11 protein-coding genes and 1 pseudogene are annotated in these 14,622 nt (G+C 70.1%); 5 read left to right on the forward strand and 7 right to left on the reverse strand.

Annotation, left to right across the window (positions count from 1 at the left end; all coding sequences use genetic code 11):
• The 3 genes and pseudogenes from ACFU6I_RS28050 to ACFU6I_RS28060 form a co-directional block, all read right to left on the reverse strand.
• A pseudogene (locus ACFU6I_RS28050) lies at window positions 1-332 on the reverse strand (ABC transporter substrate-binding protein); the annotation flags it as partial.
• 406 nt (window positions 333-738) lie between these two features.
• Window positions 739-2,610, reverse strand: a complete 1,872-nt coding sequence (gene typA, locus ACFU6I_RS28055) for a translational GTPase TypA (RefSeq protein ID WP_384371704.1) — start codon at window positions 2,608-2,610, stop codon at window positions 739-741.
• Window positions 2,611-3,307: 697 nt separating this feature from the next.
• A complete protein-coding gene (locus ACFU6I_RS28060; RefSeq protein WP_384371706.1) occupies window positions 3,308-5,620 on the reverse strand; it encodes an ABC transporter family substrate-binding protein in 2,313 nt (770 codons plus the stop codon).
• A 284-nt stretch (window positions 5,621-5,904) separates the two neighbouring features.
• Between ACFU6I_RS28060 and ACFU6I_RS28065 the strand changes: the two genes are divergently transcribed.
• From ACFU6I_RS28065 to ACFU6I_RS28080, 4 genes are read left to right on the forward strand one after another with little or no spacing between them, the layout of a single operon-like run.
• Window positions 5,905-6,153, forward strand: a complete 249-nt coding sequence (locus tag ACFU6I_RS28065) for a hypothetical protein (protein ID WP_345510563.1) — start codon at window positions 5,905-5,907, stop codon at window positions 6,151-6,153.
• Window positions 6,154-6,162: 9 nt separating this feature from the next.
• Entirely contained in the window at window positions 6,163-7,032 is an 870-nt protein-coding gene (locus ACFU6I_RS28070) for a hypothetical protein (RefSeq protein WP_384371707.1), read from the forward strand.
• Window positions 7,033-8,949, forward strand: coding sequence for a fumarate reductase/succinate dehydrogenase flavoprotein subunit (locus ACFU6I_RS28075; protein ID WP_384371709.1), 1,917 nt, complete (start codon window positions 7,033-7,035; stop codon window positions 8,947-8,949).
• Window positions 8,946-9,719 carry a succinate dehydrogenase/fumarate reductase iron-sulfur subunit gene (locus ACFU6I_RS28080; protein WP_384371711.1) on the forward strand — a complete coding sequence of 258 codons (774 nt, stop codon included), beginning with the start codon at window positions 8,946-8,948 and terminating at the stop codon, window positions 9,717-9,719. Before ACFU6I_RS28075 ends, ACFU6I_RS28080 begins: the two co-directional genes overlap by 4 nt.
• A 6-nt stretch (window positions 9,720-9,725) precedes the next feature.
• Here the strand turns inward: ACFU6I_RS28080 and ACFU6I_RS28085 are convergent, their stop codons facing one another.
• The 3 genes from ACFU6I_RS28085 to ACFU6I_RS28095 are packed head-to-tail and all read right to left on the reverse strand — an operon-like array spanning window position 9,726 to window position 12,261.
• A complete protein-coding gene (locus ACFU6I_RS28085) occupies window positions 9,726-10,277 on the reverse strand; it encodes an isochorismatase family protein (protein ID WP_384371713.1) in 552 nt (183 codons plus the stop codon).
• Window positions 10,274-11,803, reverse strand: coding sequence for an MFS transporter (locus ACFU6I_RS28090; protein WP_384371715.1), 1,530 nt, complete (start codon window positions 11,801-11,803; stop codon window positions 10,274-10,276). The genes ACFU6I_RS28085 and ACFU6I_RS28090 overlap by 4 nt, the downstream gene beginning before the upstream one ends.
• On the reverse strand, window positions 11,800-12,261 hold the full coding sequence (locus ACFU6I_RS28095; protein WP_384371717.1) for a MarR family winged helix-turn-helix transcriptional regulator: 462 nt from the start codon (window positions 12,259-12,261) through the stop codon (window positions 11,800-11,802). The genes ACFU6I_RS28090 and ACFU6I_RS28095 overlap by 4 nt, the downstream gene beginning before the upstream one ends.
• 157 nt (window positions 12,262-12,418) lie before the next feature.
• Between ACFU6I_RS28095 and ACFU6I_RS28100 the strand changes: the two genes are divergently transcribed.
• The gene (locus ACFU6I_RS28100; protein ID WP_384371719.1) at window positions 12,419-13,489 is read left to right on the forward strand and encodes a LacI family DNA-binding transcriptional regulator; all 1,071 of its coding nucleotides are present in this window, start codon (window positions 12,419-12,421) and stop codon (window positions 13,487-13,489) included.
• A 100-nt stretch (window positions 13,490-13,589) separates the two neighbouring features.
• Here ACFU6I_RS28100 and ACFU6I_RS28105 read toward each other — a convergent pair whose 3' ends face one another.
• Window positions 13,590-14,582: an acetylxylan esterase gene (locus ACFU6I_RS28105; RefSeq protein ID WP_384371721.1), complete on the reverse strand. Its 993-nt coding sequence runs from the start codon at window positions 14,580-14,582 to the stop codon at window positions 13,590-13,592.
• Between the last annotated feature and the right edge of the window lie 40 nt (window positions 14,583-14,622).

The following is a 14,622-nucleotide window of genomic DNA, read 5'->3' on the forward strand; positions in this document are numbered from 1 at the left end:
TTCTTGAGCTTGACCGTCCAGAGCTTGCTGTCCTTGGTGTCGACAGACTCCGCGTTGACCATCACGAGCTTGCCGGAGGGGTCGTAGTCGACCAGCTGCGAGAAGATCGCGTCGGTGACGATGCTGCCGTTCGACTCCATCGTGTTCGCCGGCTGCAGCGGGTTCTGCGGCTCACCGACCTCGACGGAGAAGATGCCGTTGGCGTTGACAGCGCCCTTGCCGCTGTCACTCCCCTTGCCCTTGCCGCTGTCGTCGCCGCCACCACAGGCGGTCGCAGCCAGGGCGATGATGGCCGCTCCCGCGACCCACTTGGCGCTCTTGGCACCACGCATGGGTTTCCTCCTCATGAGTCCACTTTTGACTGCAAGAAAGGCACTGGCGTGATACACCGACACCCCTGACGGTGATCGTTTCAGTGCCTCGAGTGTGCTCGTGAGTCGGCACTCCCCACAGTGCGTGACCCATTGACCCGAGCTCAATGGAGCCAACTATTAAGTACGCCCGGGCTGTAAACCACACTTAAAGGGTCTCGGTTTGACAACATCGACCCGGCCCGGTTGACCGAAATCCGGACAAAGCGATCCCAGACAGACACCCGCGAAACGGACCGTTAACACATGTTCCGGAGAGCGACGCCCGATATCCGGACACCCCGGGCAGGAAATCGAGTTGACGAAAAGCCCGGGCCCCCACAGTGTCTGCGAGGGCCCGGGCCCGGTGTCAATGGGTCCTACGAGGTCAGCGCTTGGCGCGCGACGCGGCGCGGCCGCGCTCCTTCTGGTCGAGGACGACCTTGCGGATACGCACGGTCTCCGGGGTCACCTCGATGCACTCGTCCTCGCGGCAGAACTCCAGGGACTGCTCCAGGGAGAGCTTGCGGGCCGGAACCACGTTCTCCGTGGTGTCCGCGGAGGCCGCACGCATGTTGGTGAGCTTCTTCTCCTTGGTGATGTTCACGTCCATGTCGTCCGCGCGGGAGTTCTCGCCGATGATCATGCCCTCGTAGACCTCGGTGCCGGCCTCGGTGAAGATGACACCGCGCTCCTGGAGGTTCACCATCGCGAACGGGGTCACGGAACCCGCGCGGTCGGCGACCAGCGAACCGTTGTGGCGGGTGCGCAGCTCGCCGAACCACGGCTCGTGGCCCTCGAAGATGGAGTGCGCGATGCCCGTGCCACGGGTCTGGGTCAGGAACTCCGTACGGAAGCCGATGAGGCCGCGGGACGGGACGATCCACTCCATGCGGACCCAGCCCGAACCGTGGTTCGTCATGGTCTCCATGCGGCCCTTGCGGGTCGCCATCAGCTGCGTGATCGCGCCGAGGTGCTCCTCGGGGGAGTCGATCGTCATGCGCTCGATCGGCTCGTGCGTCTTGCCGTCGATCTGCTTGGTGACGACCTCAGGCTTGCCGACCGTGAGCTCGAAGCCCTCACGGCGCATCTGCTCGACGAGGATGGCCAGCGCGAGCTCACCGCGGCCCTGGACCTCCCAGGCGTCGGGGCGCTCGGTGTCCAGGACGCGGAGCGAGACGTTACCGATCAGCTCGCGGTCGAGGCGGTCCTTCACCTGACGGGCGGTGACCTTGTGGCCCTTGCCGCCCTTGCCGACGAGCGGCGAGGTGTTCGTACCGATGGTCATCGAGATGGCCGGCTCGTCGACCGTGATCAGCGGCAGCGCGACCGGGTTCTCGGGGTCGGCCAGCGTCTCGCCGATCATGATGTCCGGGATACCGGCGATGGCGCAGATGTCGCCCGGGCCCGCCTTCTCGGCCGGCTTGCGGGTGAGCGCCTCGGTCATCAGCAGCTCGGTGATGCGGACGTTGGACATCGTGCCGTCACGCTTGATCCAGGTGACGCTCTGGCCCTTGCGCAGCTCGCCCTGCTCGACGCGGCAGAGCGCGATACGACCGAGGAAGTTGTCGGCGTCCAGGTTGGTGACGTGGGCCTGCAGCGGGGCCTCGTCGTCGTACTCCGGGGCCGGGACGTGGGACAGGATCGTGGAGAAGAACGGCTCCAGGTTGTCGCTGTCGGCCGGGACGGTGCCGTCCTCCGGCTTGGTCAGCGAGGCGACGCCGTCACGGGCGCAGGCGTAGACGATCGGGAACTCGATCTGGTCCTCGTCCGCGTCCAGGTCCAGGAACAGGTCGTACGTCTCGTCGACGACCTCGGCGATCCGGGAGTCCGGGCGGTCCGTCTTGTTGATGCAGAGGATGACCGGCATCTTCGCGGCGAGCGCCTTGCGCAGCACGAAGCGGGTCTGCGGGAGCGGGCCCTCGGAGGCATCGACGAGCAGCACGACCGCGTCCACCATCGAGAGACCGCGCTCGACCTCGCCGCCGAAGTCGGCGTGGCCGGGGGTGTCGATGATGTTGATCGTGATCGGGTCCCCGCCGTCCTTGGGGTGATATTTCACCGCCGTGTTCTTGGCGAGGATCGTGATGCCCTTCTCACGCTCCAGGTCGTTCGAGTCCATCATGCGGTCGTCGAGGTGCTCGGCGGCGTGCGCGGCGAAGGCGCCGGCCTGCTTGAGCATGGCATCGACCAGCGTGGTCTTGCCGTGGTCGACGTGGGCGACGATGGCTACGTTACGGATGTCGTGGCGCGTGGGCATGGGTGGCTTGCGCTTCTCTCGGATCGTGGGATCAGGCGTCTTAGTCGGTCTCAAGTCCTCGTACGCCCGCCGGGCGGACGCGCCACGGCTACCCCCCATGGTACGGGGCTGACGCCGTAGCGGCTTCCCGGGCAAGGGTTACCGGCCGCTCACGGACGGCGACCGGAGCCGTCGGCTGCGCGGGCCGCGGCGGGCGCCGTTCGCGCCGGACGCCTGGTCACAGCCGACCACTCCGGCACCCGAAACACTTCAGTTCGCCACATGTCCGACGGTCTGCCCGCCCTCCGCTCCCCCGCCGCGGAGGAGCGGAAATCGGCCTCGTCCAGCCGGAGGGTGCTGTACGCCACATACCCGCTGTCCGGCCGCCCGGGCGGGGCCCCTGTCCGCCGTCCTCCGGGCCGGAGCCGTCGCCCCGCCCGTCGACGCGGCGGCAGCCCACCGTCCTCGCGCCCCGTGTTTCTGCCCCCGTGGTCATGTCTTCCGGTGAATTTCACCGACGGTCTCGGACACGCTCCCGGCCGGGGGCCGCTCGCCGCGGCAGCAGTCGAGCGACTTCGGCGGGGAGGGGATGCGCAGCGGTGGGGGTGTCCGCGCATTGATTGCCCGGGTCAACAGGTAGGCACGACCTTGCCCGCCGAGTGCCTCGGCGGGCAAGGGAATTGAGCCAGTTCTGAGCTTCTGCTGCGGCCCTGACCTGCTATTTCTTACGATTCGCGGGGGGTCCTGCCGCTTGCGGCTTCTTGAAACCGATGTCCTGGTAGTGCGGGACTCCGAAGCCGAAGGCGCCGACATTCGCGAGCTTCTTGTCGGTGGCCACGAGCTGTGGGCGCTGATACAGCGGAATCGATCCTGCAGCCGCCCAGATCCGGGCGTCCGCCTGCTTCATCAGGTCCTGGGCAGTTCCCTCGTCGAGTTCGGAGACCGCCTGGTCGAAGAGCTGGTCGATGTGGTCCGTACCGACGCGGGTGTAGTTCTGCTCGACGAGCAGCGAACCGTCGGTGGCGGGGACCGGCTTGGCGAAGATCGGCCGGTCGTCGGTGGCCGGGTAGGCGGTGGCGGGCCAGGAGTACAGCGCCAGGTCGTAGTCGCCGGACGCGACATGGTCCTTGAAGTAGCTGGCGTCCGAGACCTTGATGATCTCGGTGCGGATGCCGACCGCGTCGAGCATGGCCGAAATCTTCTCCCCCACGGTCCGCAACGACTCCGAGCCGGGTCCGGACGGCAGGACGAAACGCAGGGTCAACGACTTGCCGTCCTTGCCGAGGGGGCCGCGGGCGGAGTCGGCGGCCCCCGCCGGGGCCGCCGGAGCCGCAGTCCCGGCGGGGGCGTAGGCGCCTGCGGCGCCGCCCGGCCCGCGTTCCTGGGCCGTGACCTTCTCCCGGGTGCCCTCGGCAGGGCGGGCGTCGGCGTGCGCGTCCGAGAAGGTTCCGGCCTGGCGCAGCAGTGCGGCGCTCTGGACGGCGGCGGCCGGAGCGGGGGCGAGGACGCGGCCGAATCCTTCGTCGTCACCCGGCTTGTTGTCGCTGCCGGACTTCGCCGCCTTCTCGTCCTTCGCGGTCTTGTCCGCCTTCTCCTCGGCCGACTTGCCCTTCGTCTTCTCGCCCTCGCTGCCCGCCTTCGTGCCGTCGGGCTTCTTCGCCGCGCCGTCCCGGGTCCAGCCGGCGTCCGCCAGCAGCGCCTGCGCCGCCTTGGTGTCCTGGTCGCCGAGCACGTCACTGCTGTCGTGGTAGCCACGCTGTCCGGCCACTGCCAGGTGACTGCCGAGCGGGGCGGCGGGCAGGCCGAGCGGGCTCAGTACGGCGTCGGCGATCTCCTGGCGGTTCAGGGCCCGGGCGACCGCGCGACGCACCCGGTTGTCGGCCAGTGGCCCGGACTCGCCGTTCAGCGCGAGCTGGGTGTAGGCGGGCTCCAGCGACTTGCGGAGGACATAGGCGCGCAGCCCGTCCTGCTCGGAGGCGTACACCTCGGCGGCCGCCCTGGTCTTCTCCCTGGCCGCCCGGGCGACCGCCGCCGCGTTCTCGTCCGAGCCGTGCGCCACGGCCCAGGAGCGCATCGCGGCAGCCGGGCCGTTCTCCCAGCCGGGGCCGTGGGTGAGCGGCTGCCCGTTGCCTCCCTTGTCCCGTCCCGCCGCCACGATCCGGTGCGCCGCCGCCGCGTCGACATCGGCGATGTCGACCTTGCCCTCGACCAGCGCCGCGGTGCGGTCCTTCGGCTTGACCGCGCGGAAGACGATCGAGTCGAGCTTCGCCTGGCCACCCCACCAGCGCGGGTTGCGGACCAGCGTGATGGCGCCCTTCCCCTGATCCACGCTGCGCAGCTGAAAGGGGCCTGCGGTGGCCTTGAGCGTGGTCCGCGCTCCGTCGTTGAAGGCGTTCGGGGAGCCGGTCACCTCCTTGGGGTACAGCGGGGAGAACAGGGAGCGCCAGTCCCCGTACGGCTTGGCGAAGGTGACCCGGACCTCCAGGTCGTCGGCGCCGCGCTCGATCCGTTCGATCCGCTCGTAGCCGGCGTTGCGGGCGGTCCAGAACGCCGAGTCCTTGCCGCTGAGCGCCCGCCACTGGGCGACGAAGTCGGGGACTCCGATGTCCCGGCCGTCGCTCCAGACCGCCTGCTGGTTGAGCCGGTAGAGCACGACCTGCTTGGGTTCGCGCTCGACGACCTCTGCGGATTTCAGGTAGTCCGTGTTCATCCGCGGGGTGCCCTTGGCGTCGAGCGGGAAGAGCGTCGGCAGCAGCGCCCCGGTGATGCGTGTGGTGGTGGCGTCGGCGTCCGCCTGGAAGGCGTTGAAGGTCGCGGGCATCGCGTCGATCGCCCAGTTGACCGTGCCGCCCTCGGCGACCTGGCCCCGGCCCGCGGGGGCCACGTCCTGCGGAACGGCGATGGCTGCGGTGGCGTCCTCGTCCGAACTGCCGCACCCGGCGAGCGCCGGGATCGTGAGCACGCCCGCGACAAGGAGCGCGAGCGAGCGGCGCTTTCGGACTGTCCCGCGCGGGACGCCGACGTGGGACATGGCTGATACCTCCGGGGCCGGCCCGGCCCACCCGTACGCGAATGGACCAGATTGTGCGTATTTAGTGGCATTGAATGCTGATCACACTGGTTCCGCTCATCCAATGAAGGCGCCCACGCGCGCGAGACGGCGCAGACACGGCGCTCGGCCCGCGAACCTCACCCGGGCGGCGGAGCACCGCGCGAAGACGGGGCGGCCCGCTCCCTTCCCAAAGGGCATGTGACGCGCGACACTCGCATGCGCATGAGCATTGCCACCCGCGACCGCGGAGGTGAGAGCAAGTCATGTCACTGCAGGACGAGTTGACTGCTGTTCAGCACTGCCTCGACGACCTGGTCCGCACCGTCGGACGGCTGGAGCGGAGCCTTGCGCAGCTGCGCGCGGCCGACACCGGTCCGCAGCCGCCCGGACCCGCCGCCGGCACCGATCCCGTCGACGGCGTCATCACGATCACCGAGGCGCCGTACGACGCCAGCCTGTGGACGGACTCGGACGACGAGGGTCTGGGCGTCCGCGGCAGGCACGCCCCCTAGGAGAGTTCCTTGGCCACCGGCACAGCACCAGGTACGGAACCATCTCGACGCAAGGACCCCGCGCGGCGCGGCGCACCCGCCACCCGGCCGACCGGCGTGCACGACGCCTCGCGGGCCGCCATCGCCGCCCGCCATCTGCGGACCGACCGCTGGTGGCTGGCGCCCGCGGTCACCGCGGGCGGGCTCCTCGCCTTCATCGTCTACTCGACCTGGCGGGCCTTCTCGAACGCCGACTACTACGCCGCCCCCTATGTGTCGCCGTTCTACTCGCCCTGTCTGGCGGAGAACTGCGCCCCCATGCGGCACGGCCCGAACTGGGAAATCCTCGGCAGCTGGTGGGGCCTCTCACCCGCCCTGCTGATCCTGATCTTCCCGCTCGGCTTCCGGCTGACCTGCTACTACTACCGCAAGGCCTACTACCGGGGCTTCTGGGCCTCACCCCCGGCCTGCGCGGTCGCCGAGCCCCACACGACGTACACCGGCGAGACCCGCTTCCCGCTGATCATGCAGAACATCCACCGGTACTTCTTCTACGCCGCGGTGCCGGTCGCCGGAATCCTCACGTACGACACCGTGCTCTCCTTCCGTGACGAGCACTACGCCTGGGGCCACATGGGCCTCGGCTCCCTGATCTTCCTCATCAACATCACGCTGATCTGGGCGTACACCCTGTCCTGCCACTCCTGTCGCCACATCATCGGCGGCCGGCTGCGGCACTTCTCCAAGCACCCCGTGCGCTACCGGCTGTGGGGCTGGGTGGGCCGGCTGAACGCCCGGCACATGCTCCTCGCCTGGGCCTCCCTGATCAGCGTGGCGGTCGCCGACTTCTACGTGTATCTCGTGGCCTCCGGCGCCTTCGACGATCCGAGGTTTTTCTGAATGACTGAGCTCGAACGGCAGCAGTGGGACGTCGTCGTGGTCGGTGCCGGAGGCGCCGGGCTGCGCGCCGCCATCGAGGCGCGGGAGCGCGGGGCCCGTACCGCGGTCATCTGCAAATCGCTCTTCGGCAAGGCACACACGGTCATGGCGGAGGGCGGCATTGCCGCCTCCATGGGCAATGTGAACTCCGGGGACAACTGGCGGGTGCACTTCCGCGACACCATGCGCGGCGGGAAGTTCCTCAACCAGTGGCGGATGGCGGAGCTGCACGCCAAGGAGGCGCCGGACCGGGTCTGGGAGCTGGAGACCTGGGGGGCGCTCTTCGACCGTACGCCGGACGGAAAGATCTCCCAGCGCAACTTCGGCGGCCATGAGTATCCACGGCTCGCCCATGTCGGGGACCGTACCGGCCTCGAACTGATCCGCACCCTCCAGCAGAAGATCGTCTCGCTGCAGCAGGAGGACCACCGCGAGCACGGCGACCACGAGGGCCGCCTGAAGGTCTTCCAGGAGTGCACCGTCACGCGGGTGCTCAAGGACGGCGGGCGGGTCAGCGGGACCTTCTGCTACGAGCGCGAGTCCGGCCGCTTCTTCGTCCTCGAGGCGCCCGCGGTCGTCCTCGCCACCGGCGGCATCGGCAAGTCCTTCAAGGTCACGTCGAACTCGTGGGAGTACACCGGCGACGGCCACGCCCTCGCGCTGCTGGCGGGCGCGCCCCTGCTGAACATGGAGTTCGTACAGTTCCATCCGACCGGCATGGTCTGGCCCCCGTCGGTGAAGGGGATCCTCGTCACCGAGTCGGTGCGCGGCGACGGCGGGGTGCTGCGCAACTCCGAGGGCAAGCGGTTCATGTTCGACTACGTCCCCGATGTGTTCAAGGAGAAGTACGCGCAGTCGGAGGAGGAGGGCGACCGCTGGTACGAGGACCCGGACCACAACCGCCGCCCGCCCGAGCTGCTGCCGCGCGACGAGGTCGCCCGCGCCATCAACTCCGAGGTGAAGGCGGGCCGCGGCTCACCGCACGGTGGCGTCTTCCTGGACGTGTCCACCCGGATGCCGGCCGAGACGATCCGGCGGCGGCTGCCCTCGATGTACCACCAGTTCAAGGAGCTGGCGGATGTCGACATCACGGCGGAGGCGATGGAGGTCGGCCCGACCTGCCACTACGTGATGGGCGGGATCGCCGTCGACTCGGACACCGCGGCAACCGTCGCCGTGCCCGGTCTGTTCGCGGCGGGCGAGGTCGCCGGCGGTATGCACGGATCCAACCGGCTCGGCGGCAACTCCCTCTCCGACCTGCTGGTCTTCGGCCGACGCGCCGGACTGCACGCCGCCGAGTACGCGAGCGGGATCGGTGAACCGCCGGTGGTGGACGAGGAACAGATCGACGCGGCGGCGGCGGAGGCACTGCGTCCGTTCAGCGCCGAGGAGCCTGACGCCGCCGGGGGGCCGGCGGAGAATCCGTACACCCTCCACCAGGAACTCCAGCAGACGATGAACGACCTGGTCGGCATCATCCGGCGGGCACCCGAGATGGAACAGGCGCTGGAGAAGCTCGCCGAGCTGCGGATACGGGCGCGCCGCGCCGGGGTCGAGGGCCACCGCCAGTTCAACCCGGGCTGGCACCTCGCCCTGGACCTGCGGAACATGCTGCTCGTCAGCGAGTGCATCGCCCGCGCCGCGCTGGAACGCACGGAGAGCCGCGGCGGTCACACCCGCGAGGACTGTCCGACGATGGAGCGCTCCTGGCGGCCGGTCAATCTGCTCTGCCGGCCGTCCGACGACGGCGCCCTGCCGCTGGACGGCCGGATCGAACTCGTACGGAAGACGACCGAACCCATCCGACCGGACCTGCTCTCCCTCTTCGACAAGGAGGAGCTGGTCAAGTACCTCGCCGAAGAGGAGCTGTACGAGTGAGCAGCTACGAAGCCCGGTTCAGGGTCTGGCGCGGCGACGCCGACGGCGGTGACCTGCAGGACTTCTCGGTCGAGGTGAATGACGGCGAGGTCGTCCTCGACATCATCCACCGGATCCAGTCCGGTCAGGCGGGCGATCTGGCGGTGCGCTGGAACTGCAAGGCGGGCAAGTGCGGTTCGTGCAGCGCGGAGATCAACGGACGGCCACGACTGATGTGCATGACCCGTATGTCGGTGTTCGACCGGGACGAGACGATCACCGTCACTCCGCTGCGGGCGTTCCCGGTGATCCGCGATCTGGTGACGGACGTGACCTTCAACTACACCAAGGCACGGGAGGTGCCCGCCTTCGTACCGCCGGAAGGCGTGAAGGCGGGCGACTACCGGATGCAGCAGGTCGATGTGGAGCGTTCGCAGGAGTTCCGCAAATGCATCGAGTGCTTTCTCTGCCAGGACACCTGCCATGTGGTGCGCGACCACGAGGAGAACAAGGCGGCGTTCGCCGGACCGCGCTTCCTGATGCGGGTCGCCGAGCTGGACATGCACCCCTTGGACGCCGCCTCCGAAGCGGGACTCGACCGGAAGGCGACGGCGCAGGAGGAGCACGGGCTGGGCTACTGCAACATCACGAAATGCTGTACGGAGGTGTGCCCCGAGCACATCAAGATCACGGACAACGCGCTGATCCCGCTGAAGGAGCGCGCGGTGGACCGCAAGTACGACCCGCTGGTGTGGCTGGGGAACAGGATCCGACGGCGGGAGGCTCCCTGATGCCGGTCAGCCGAGCAGCTTGACGATCGCCTCGGTGGTGTCCGTCTCGCCGAGCCTCGGGAAGATCTTCTCGATGCTGTTGGTGTGGGAGCCGCCGTCCATGTCGGTGACCGCGTCCGTGACGACGGTGACGTGGTAGCCGTGCTCGTGCGCGGCCCGGGCGGTGGACTCGACGCCGATGCTCGTCGCGACTCCCGTCACCACGACCTGGGTGACGCCGCGGCGGCGCAGCTGAAGGTCGAGATCGGTGCCGTGGAAGGCGCCCCACTGCTGCTTGGTGACCACGGCGTCGCCCTCGCGCGGGCCGAGCTCGGGGACGATCTCGGCCCAGTCGGCGGCGGGCTGCCCGGAGCGCCGGGGGCCCTCGGTACGGCCGGGGGCGCCGCCGGTGACACGGACCAGGACGACGGGGAGACCCTTGGCCCGGAAGGCGTCGGCGAGGGTCGCGGAGTTGGCGACGACGTCGGCCGCCGGATGGGCGGTTGGCAGGCCGACAATGCCCTTCTGGAGATCGACGACGACCAGGGCGGTCTTCGCGTCCAGGGTGGTGGCGGTCATGGTGGAGCTCCTTGCTCGGTTCTTGTCGGTGGGTGTCGGTGAGAGGTGCGCAGTGCGCGGTCGGTGACGGTCAGCACGATCAGCAGCAGGCCGAGCACGGCCGAGACCGCTGCCATCAGATGGAGTCCGCCGTCGCTCGGCGACTGCCCGTAGGCGAGGGCGATCAGGCTGGACGCAGTGATGGCCCCTATGTACTGGGCGGTGCGCTGGAGTCCGGCGGCGGAGCCGATGCTCTCCGGTGGTGCGTGCGTCTGGACAGCGGCCTGGTTGCTCGTACCGATCAGCCCCTGCGGTATGCCGAAGCAGGCTCCGGCGAGCAGCAGCAGGGCGAGCGGGGTGGAGCCGGAGAGGAACACCATCATCGCGGCGCCGACGGTCAGCAGGACGCAGGCCAGTGTGAGCGGGCCGCGGATGCCCTTCGTGCGGGCTCCGAGCAGCGAACAGACCAGGGCGGCGACCGACATCGGCAGCATCAGCAGTCCGGTGTGCCCGGAGGAGTAGCCGCGTACCTCCTCCAACCACTGTGTGTATCCGTACATCACGCAGTAGATCAGCAGATAACTCAGCCCGTGCCGCAGATACGTGCGGGCGAGCGCGGCGTTTCCCGCCAGCATCCGCAGATCGATGAAGGGCTGCGGGCGGCGCAGCTGCCACCACGCCAGGGCCGCGCTCAGCACGGCGAAGGGGCCGAGCAGCCACCACACCGGGTGGGCGAGATCGAGCAGGAAGAAGACCAGCACGGTCAGGGCGGTGGAGAAGAGGCCGATGCCCAGCGGATCCACGTCGGGGCGGGGCGCACGGCCGTCCGCGGCGCGCGTGCGCGGCGGATCCGCCGGGATCCAGAGCAGCGCGGCGCCCAGCGCGATCAGGGCGACGGGCACATTGACGGCGAAGATGCCGCGCCAGCCGACCACCATGACGAGCAGCCCGCCGAGCGTCGGCCCCACGGCCGCGCTGCCGAGCGCGGCGAAGGAGAGCCGGGCCAGGACGGGACGCGGGGTGGCGCGGCCGACCCGGGCGGACTCGTCGCGCAGGACTGCCATGGCGGCCGGGTAGGCGGCCGACGTACCGATGCCGAGCAGCAGCCGGGACGCGATCAGCCAGCCGAAACTCGGCGCCAACGCCCCGACCAGGCCGGATGCGATGACGACGACCAGACCGGCGAGGAAGACACGGCGCGGGCCGAGGGCGTCGGCGAGCTTGCCGAGAACGGGCTGGGCCACAGCGCTGGCGAGGTACAGGACCGAGATGAGCCACGCGATGTCGGCGGCACCGATGCCGAAGTGATGCCCGATCGCCACCAGGGCGGTGGAGATCATGGTGGTGTTGAGCGGGTTGAGCACGGAGCCGAGGAGCAGCGGGGCGGTGAGGCGGGCGCTGAAGCCGGGGACGGCGGCGGCCGGGCCGGGGGCTGCGGCGGCGGCCGGGCCGGGCGCGGGTGCGGTGGCGGCGGCCGGGCCGGAGGCCGCTTCCGGTGCCGGCCGGTCGCCGGCCGCCCGTAGTGGTATCGGTTCGCAGGCGGTCACTTCTCGACCAGGCGGTCGAGGAGGGCCGTGGCCTCGGCGACGGTGCGGCGCTCGTCGCCGTCGAGTCCGGCCGCAATCGCTTCGGCCAGCCAGTTGTGCTTGGCGGCCCGGACGGCGTCGAGCGTGGTGCGGCCGGATCCGGTGATGGACACGACCGACTTCCTGCCGTCGGCGGGATCGGCGGCCCGCTCGACGAGCCCCTGGCTCTCCAGCGCGCCGAGGGTCAGCCGCATGGACTGGGGCCGTACGTACTCCGCGCGGGCCAGCCCGGCCGTGGTGTCCGGACCTTCCCGGTCCAGCCGCGACAGCACCGAGCGCTGGGTGGGGGTGAGCAGGCTGTCCGACGAACTGGTGCGCAGCCGCCGCAGCAGCCGGTTGACGACGGAGACAAGCTGCGTCGCCACCTGCTCGGCGCCCAGCTCGAGGGGTGCGTCTTCGGACGATGTCGGTTCCCGCATATCCCCAAGGTAAAAGATGCACAGGCCATCTTGCAAGGTTGCCTGTCTATTTCCTCCGAGCCGCTCGGGACCTTGCTCGTGCACGACCCCGCGATCTAGGGTGAATGCGCTTTCAGAAGAAATTTCGGTACGGAAGAAGAAGCGGACGGTCGGTCGGGTGAGCGCCCCAACGGTGTACGACGTCGCCGAGCGGTCGGGGGTCTCGATCGCGACGGTCTCGCGGGTCTACCGCAACCCGGATTCCGTCCGCGCCCAGACCCGCGAACGGGTTCTCGAAGCGGCCCGCGAGCTCGGTTACGTACCCAGCGGGAACGCCCGCGGACTGGCCAGCCGGACGACCGGTGTGCTCGGACTCTGCTTCCCCGACTACGCCGACCCTGACGCCGAGGCCGACGCGGAGGCGGACAGCGACGCCGACGACGCGGTGATGCTCTACTCCGACCAGATCATCCGCGGCATGGAACGGGCGGCGCGGCGGCACGGATACGCCCTGCTGATCGCGGCATCGCTGGAGGGCGGGCCGGAGAGCCTCGTCGCGAAGGTCGCGGGCCGGGTCGACGGCTTCGCCGTACTGGCGCAGACCGTGCCGACCGAGGACCTCGAAGTGATATCGCGCCGGCTGCCGGTGGTGATGCTCGCCGGGCCGCGCGAGATCGACCACCTCGACCACATCGTCGTCGCGAACGCGGACGGCGAACGCGAACTGGCCCGCCACCTGATCGAGGACCACGGGCTGCGCAGGCTCGCCTTCATCGGGGGCGAGGTGGAGTCCCCGGACGCGGAGGCACGGTTCCGCGGCTTCCAGCAGGCCTGCCGGAACGCCGGGCTCCCGGTGCCGGAGGCACCGGACCTGCGGGCCGAGATGATGACGCAGGCCGAGGGCGCTCGGACGGCAGAGGCGCTGCTGGACCGGAACGCGGGCCTCAGCGACTCCGAACGTCCGCAGGCGATGCTGTTCGCCAATGATCAGATGGCGGTGGGCGCACTGCGCGCACTGGAGCGCCGGGGGGTGCGGGTGCCCGAGGACATCGCCGTGACCGGGTTCGACGGGATCCCGCTGAGCCGGATCGTACGACCGCCACTGACGACCGTACGGCAGCCGATCCGCCAGCTGGGCGAGCAGGCGGTCGAACTGCTGGTGCAGCGCCTGAGCAACCGGGAACGCCCCCCGGTCTCCCTCATGCTCCCGGTCTCGCTGGCCCGCCGGGCCAGCTGCGGCTGCGGCTGACGGACGCCGGAAGTCACCCACGGCCGGGCACGCGTCCCAGCCCCTCGGGCGCCCGAGGACGACCCGGCAGCCGGCTGATCCCGGCCCCCCGGGGCAGCCCTTAGGCCAGGTACGTACCGAAGAACCGCCGCCGGTTCTCCCGCAGTTCCGCCGTCTCCGCGGCAAGCCCCTCGTACTCGAAGTGCCCCGCGCTCAGCACCTGCAGTTCCCGCGGCCCGGTGAGCGCATTGTGTACGGCGAACTGACCGGGCGGCGGCACCGCCGGATCGAACAGCGCGGCCGCCACCAGCGTCGGCAACCCCACCTGCGCGGCGGCCGTCGCCGCGTCGAAGTACCGCAGCACATCGGTGACTTCAGGGTGCTCCCGGTGGTACGCGCGCACCGATTCACCACTGCCGACACACGGCAGCGTGAGGCGCAGCGGGTGGTTCCCGAACGTCGGCACCGTCAGCTGAGCGGCCCCGAACCGGTCGTCCCACGGCAGGGCCAGCGCGCCGAGTCCACCGCCGAGGCTCTCCCCGAGGTAGCCCAGGCGAGGAGCCCCCTGCCCGCCCTCGGGAGCCAGCTCCGGGACGAGTTCGTGCAGCGCCGAGGCCGCGCACCACAGGTCCGCCACGCAGTCGCCGATGACATACGTGTCGCGCGACTCGATGCCGTGCAGGACATGCGCGTCGGCCGCGTCGGGAATGCCCGGCTGCAGGCCGCGGCTGCCCATGCCACGCACACAGGGCAGGATCGCGGCGGACCGGGGCAGCGGCAGCGGCAGATCGGGCCCGGGTTCCTGCCGGCCGCCGTAGCCGTGGCCGATCACGAATCCGTGCTCCGCCGCCCCCTCGGCAGGCAGTGCGAGCCAGCCGCCGATCCGGGCCCCACCCACGGAGGTGTACGTCACACCGTGGATCCGAAGCCCGTCGCGCTCCCCCTCCGACGGGCCGATCCGCGGCTCCGTGGCGACCTTGCGGGCCTCGTCGTGGCGGGCTCGCCAGAAGGCCGCGAAATCGCCCGGGGCGGCGGGCGGCGGGACGCGCAGGAGCTCATCGAGCGAGCGCCCGTAGGACGGATCGAACGGGAAGTCATGCGTGAACGGAGCCATGATCGCGACAGTATCGCCCCACCATCCGCGGTCCAGACCA

Origin of the sequence: Streptomyces sp. NPDC057486 (assembly GCF_042802415.1) — a bacterium.
GTDB lineage: Bacteria > Actinomycetota > Actinomycetes > Streptomycetales > Streptomycetaceae > Streptomyces > Streptomyces yanii.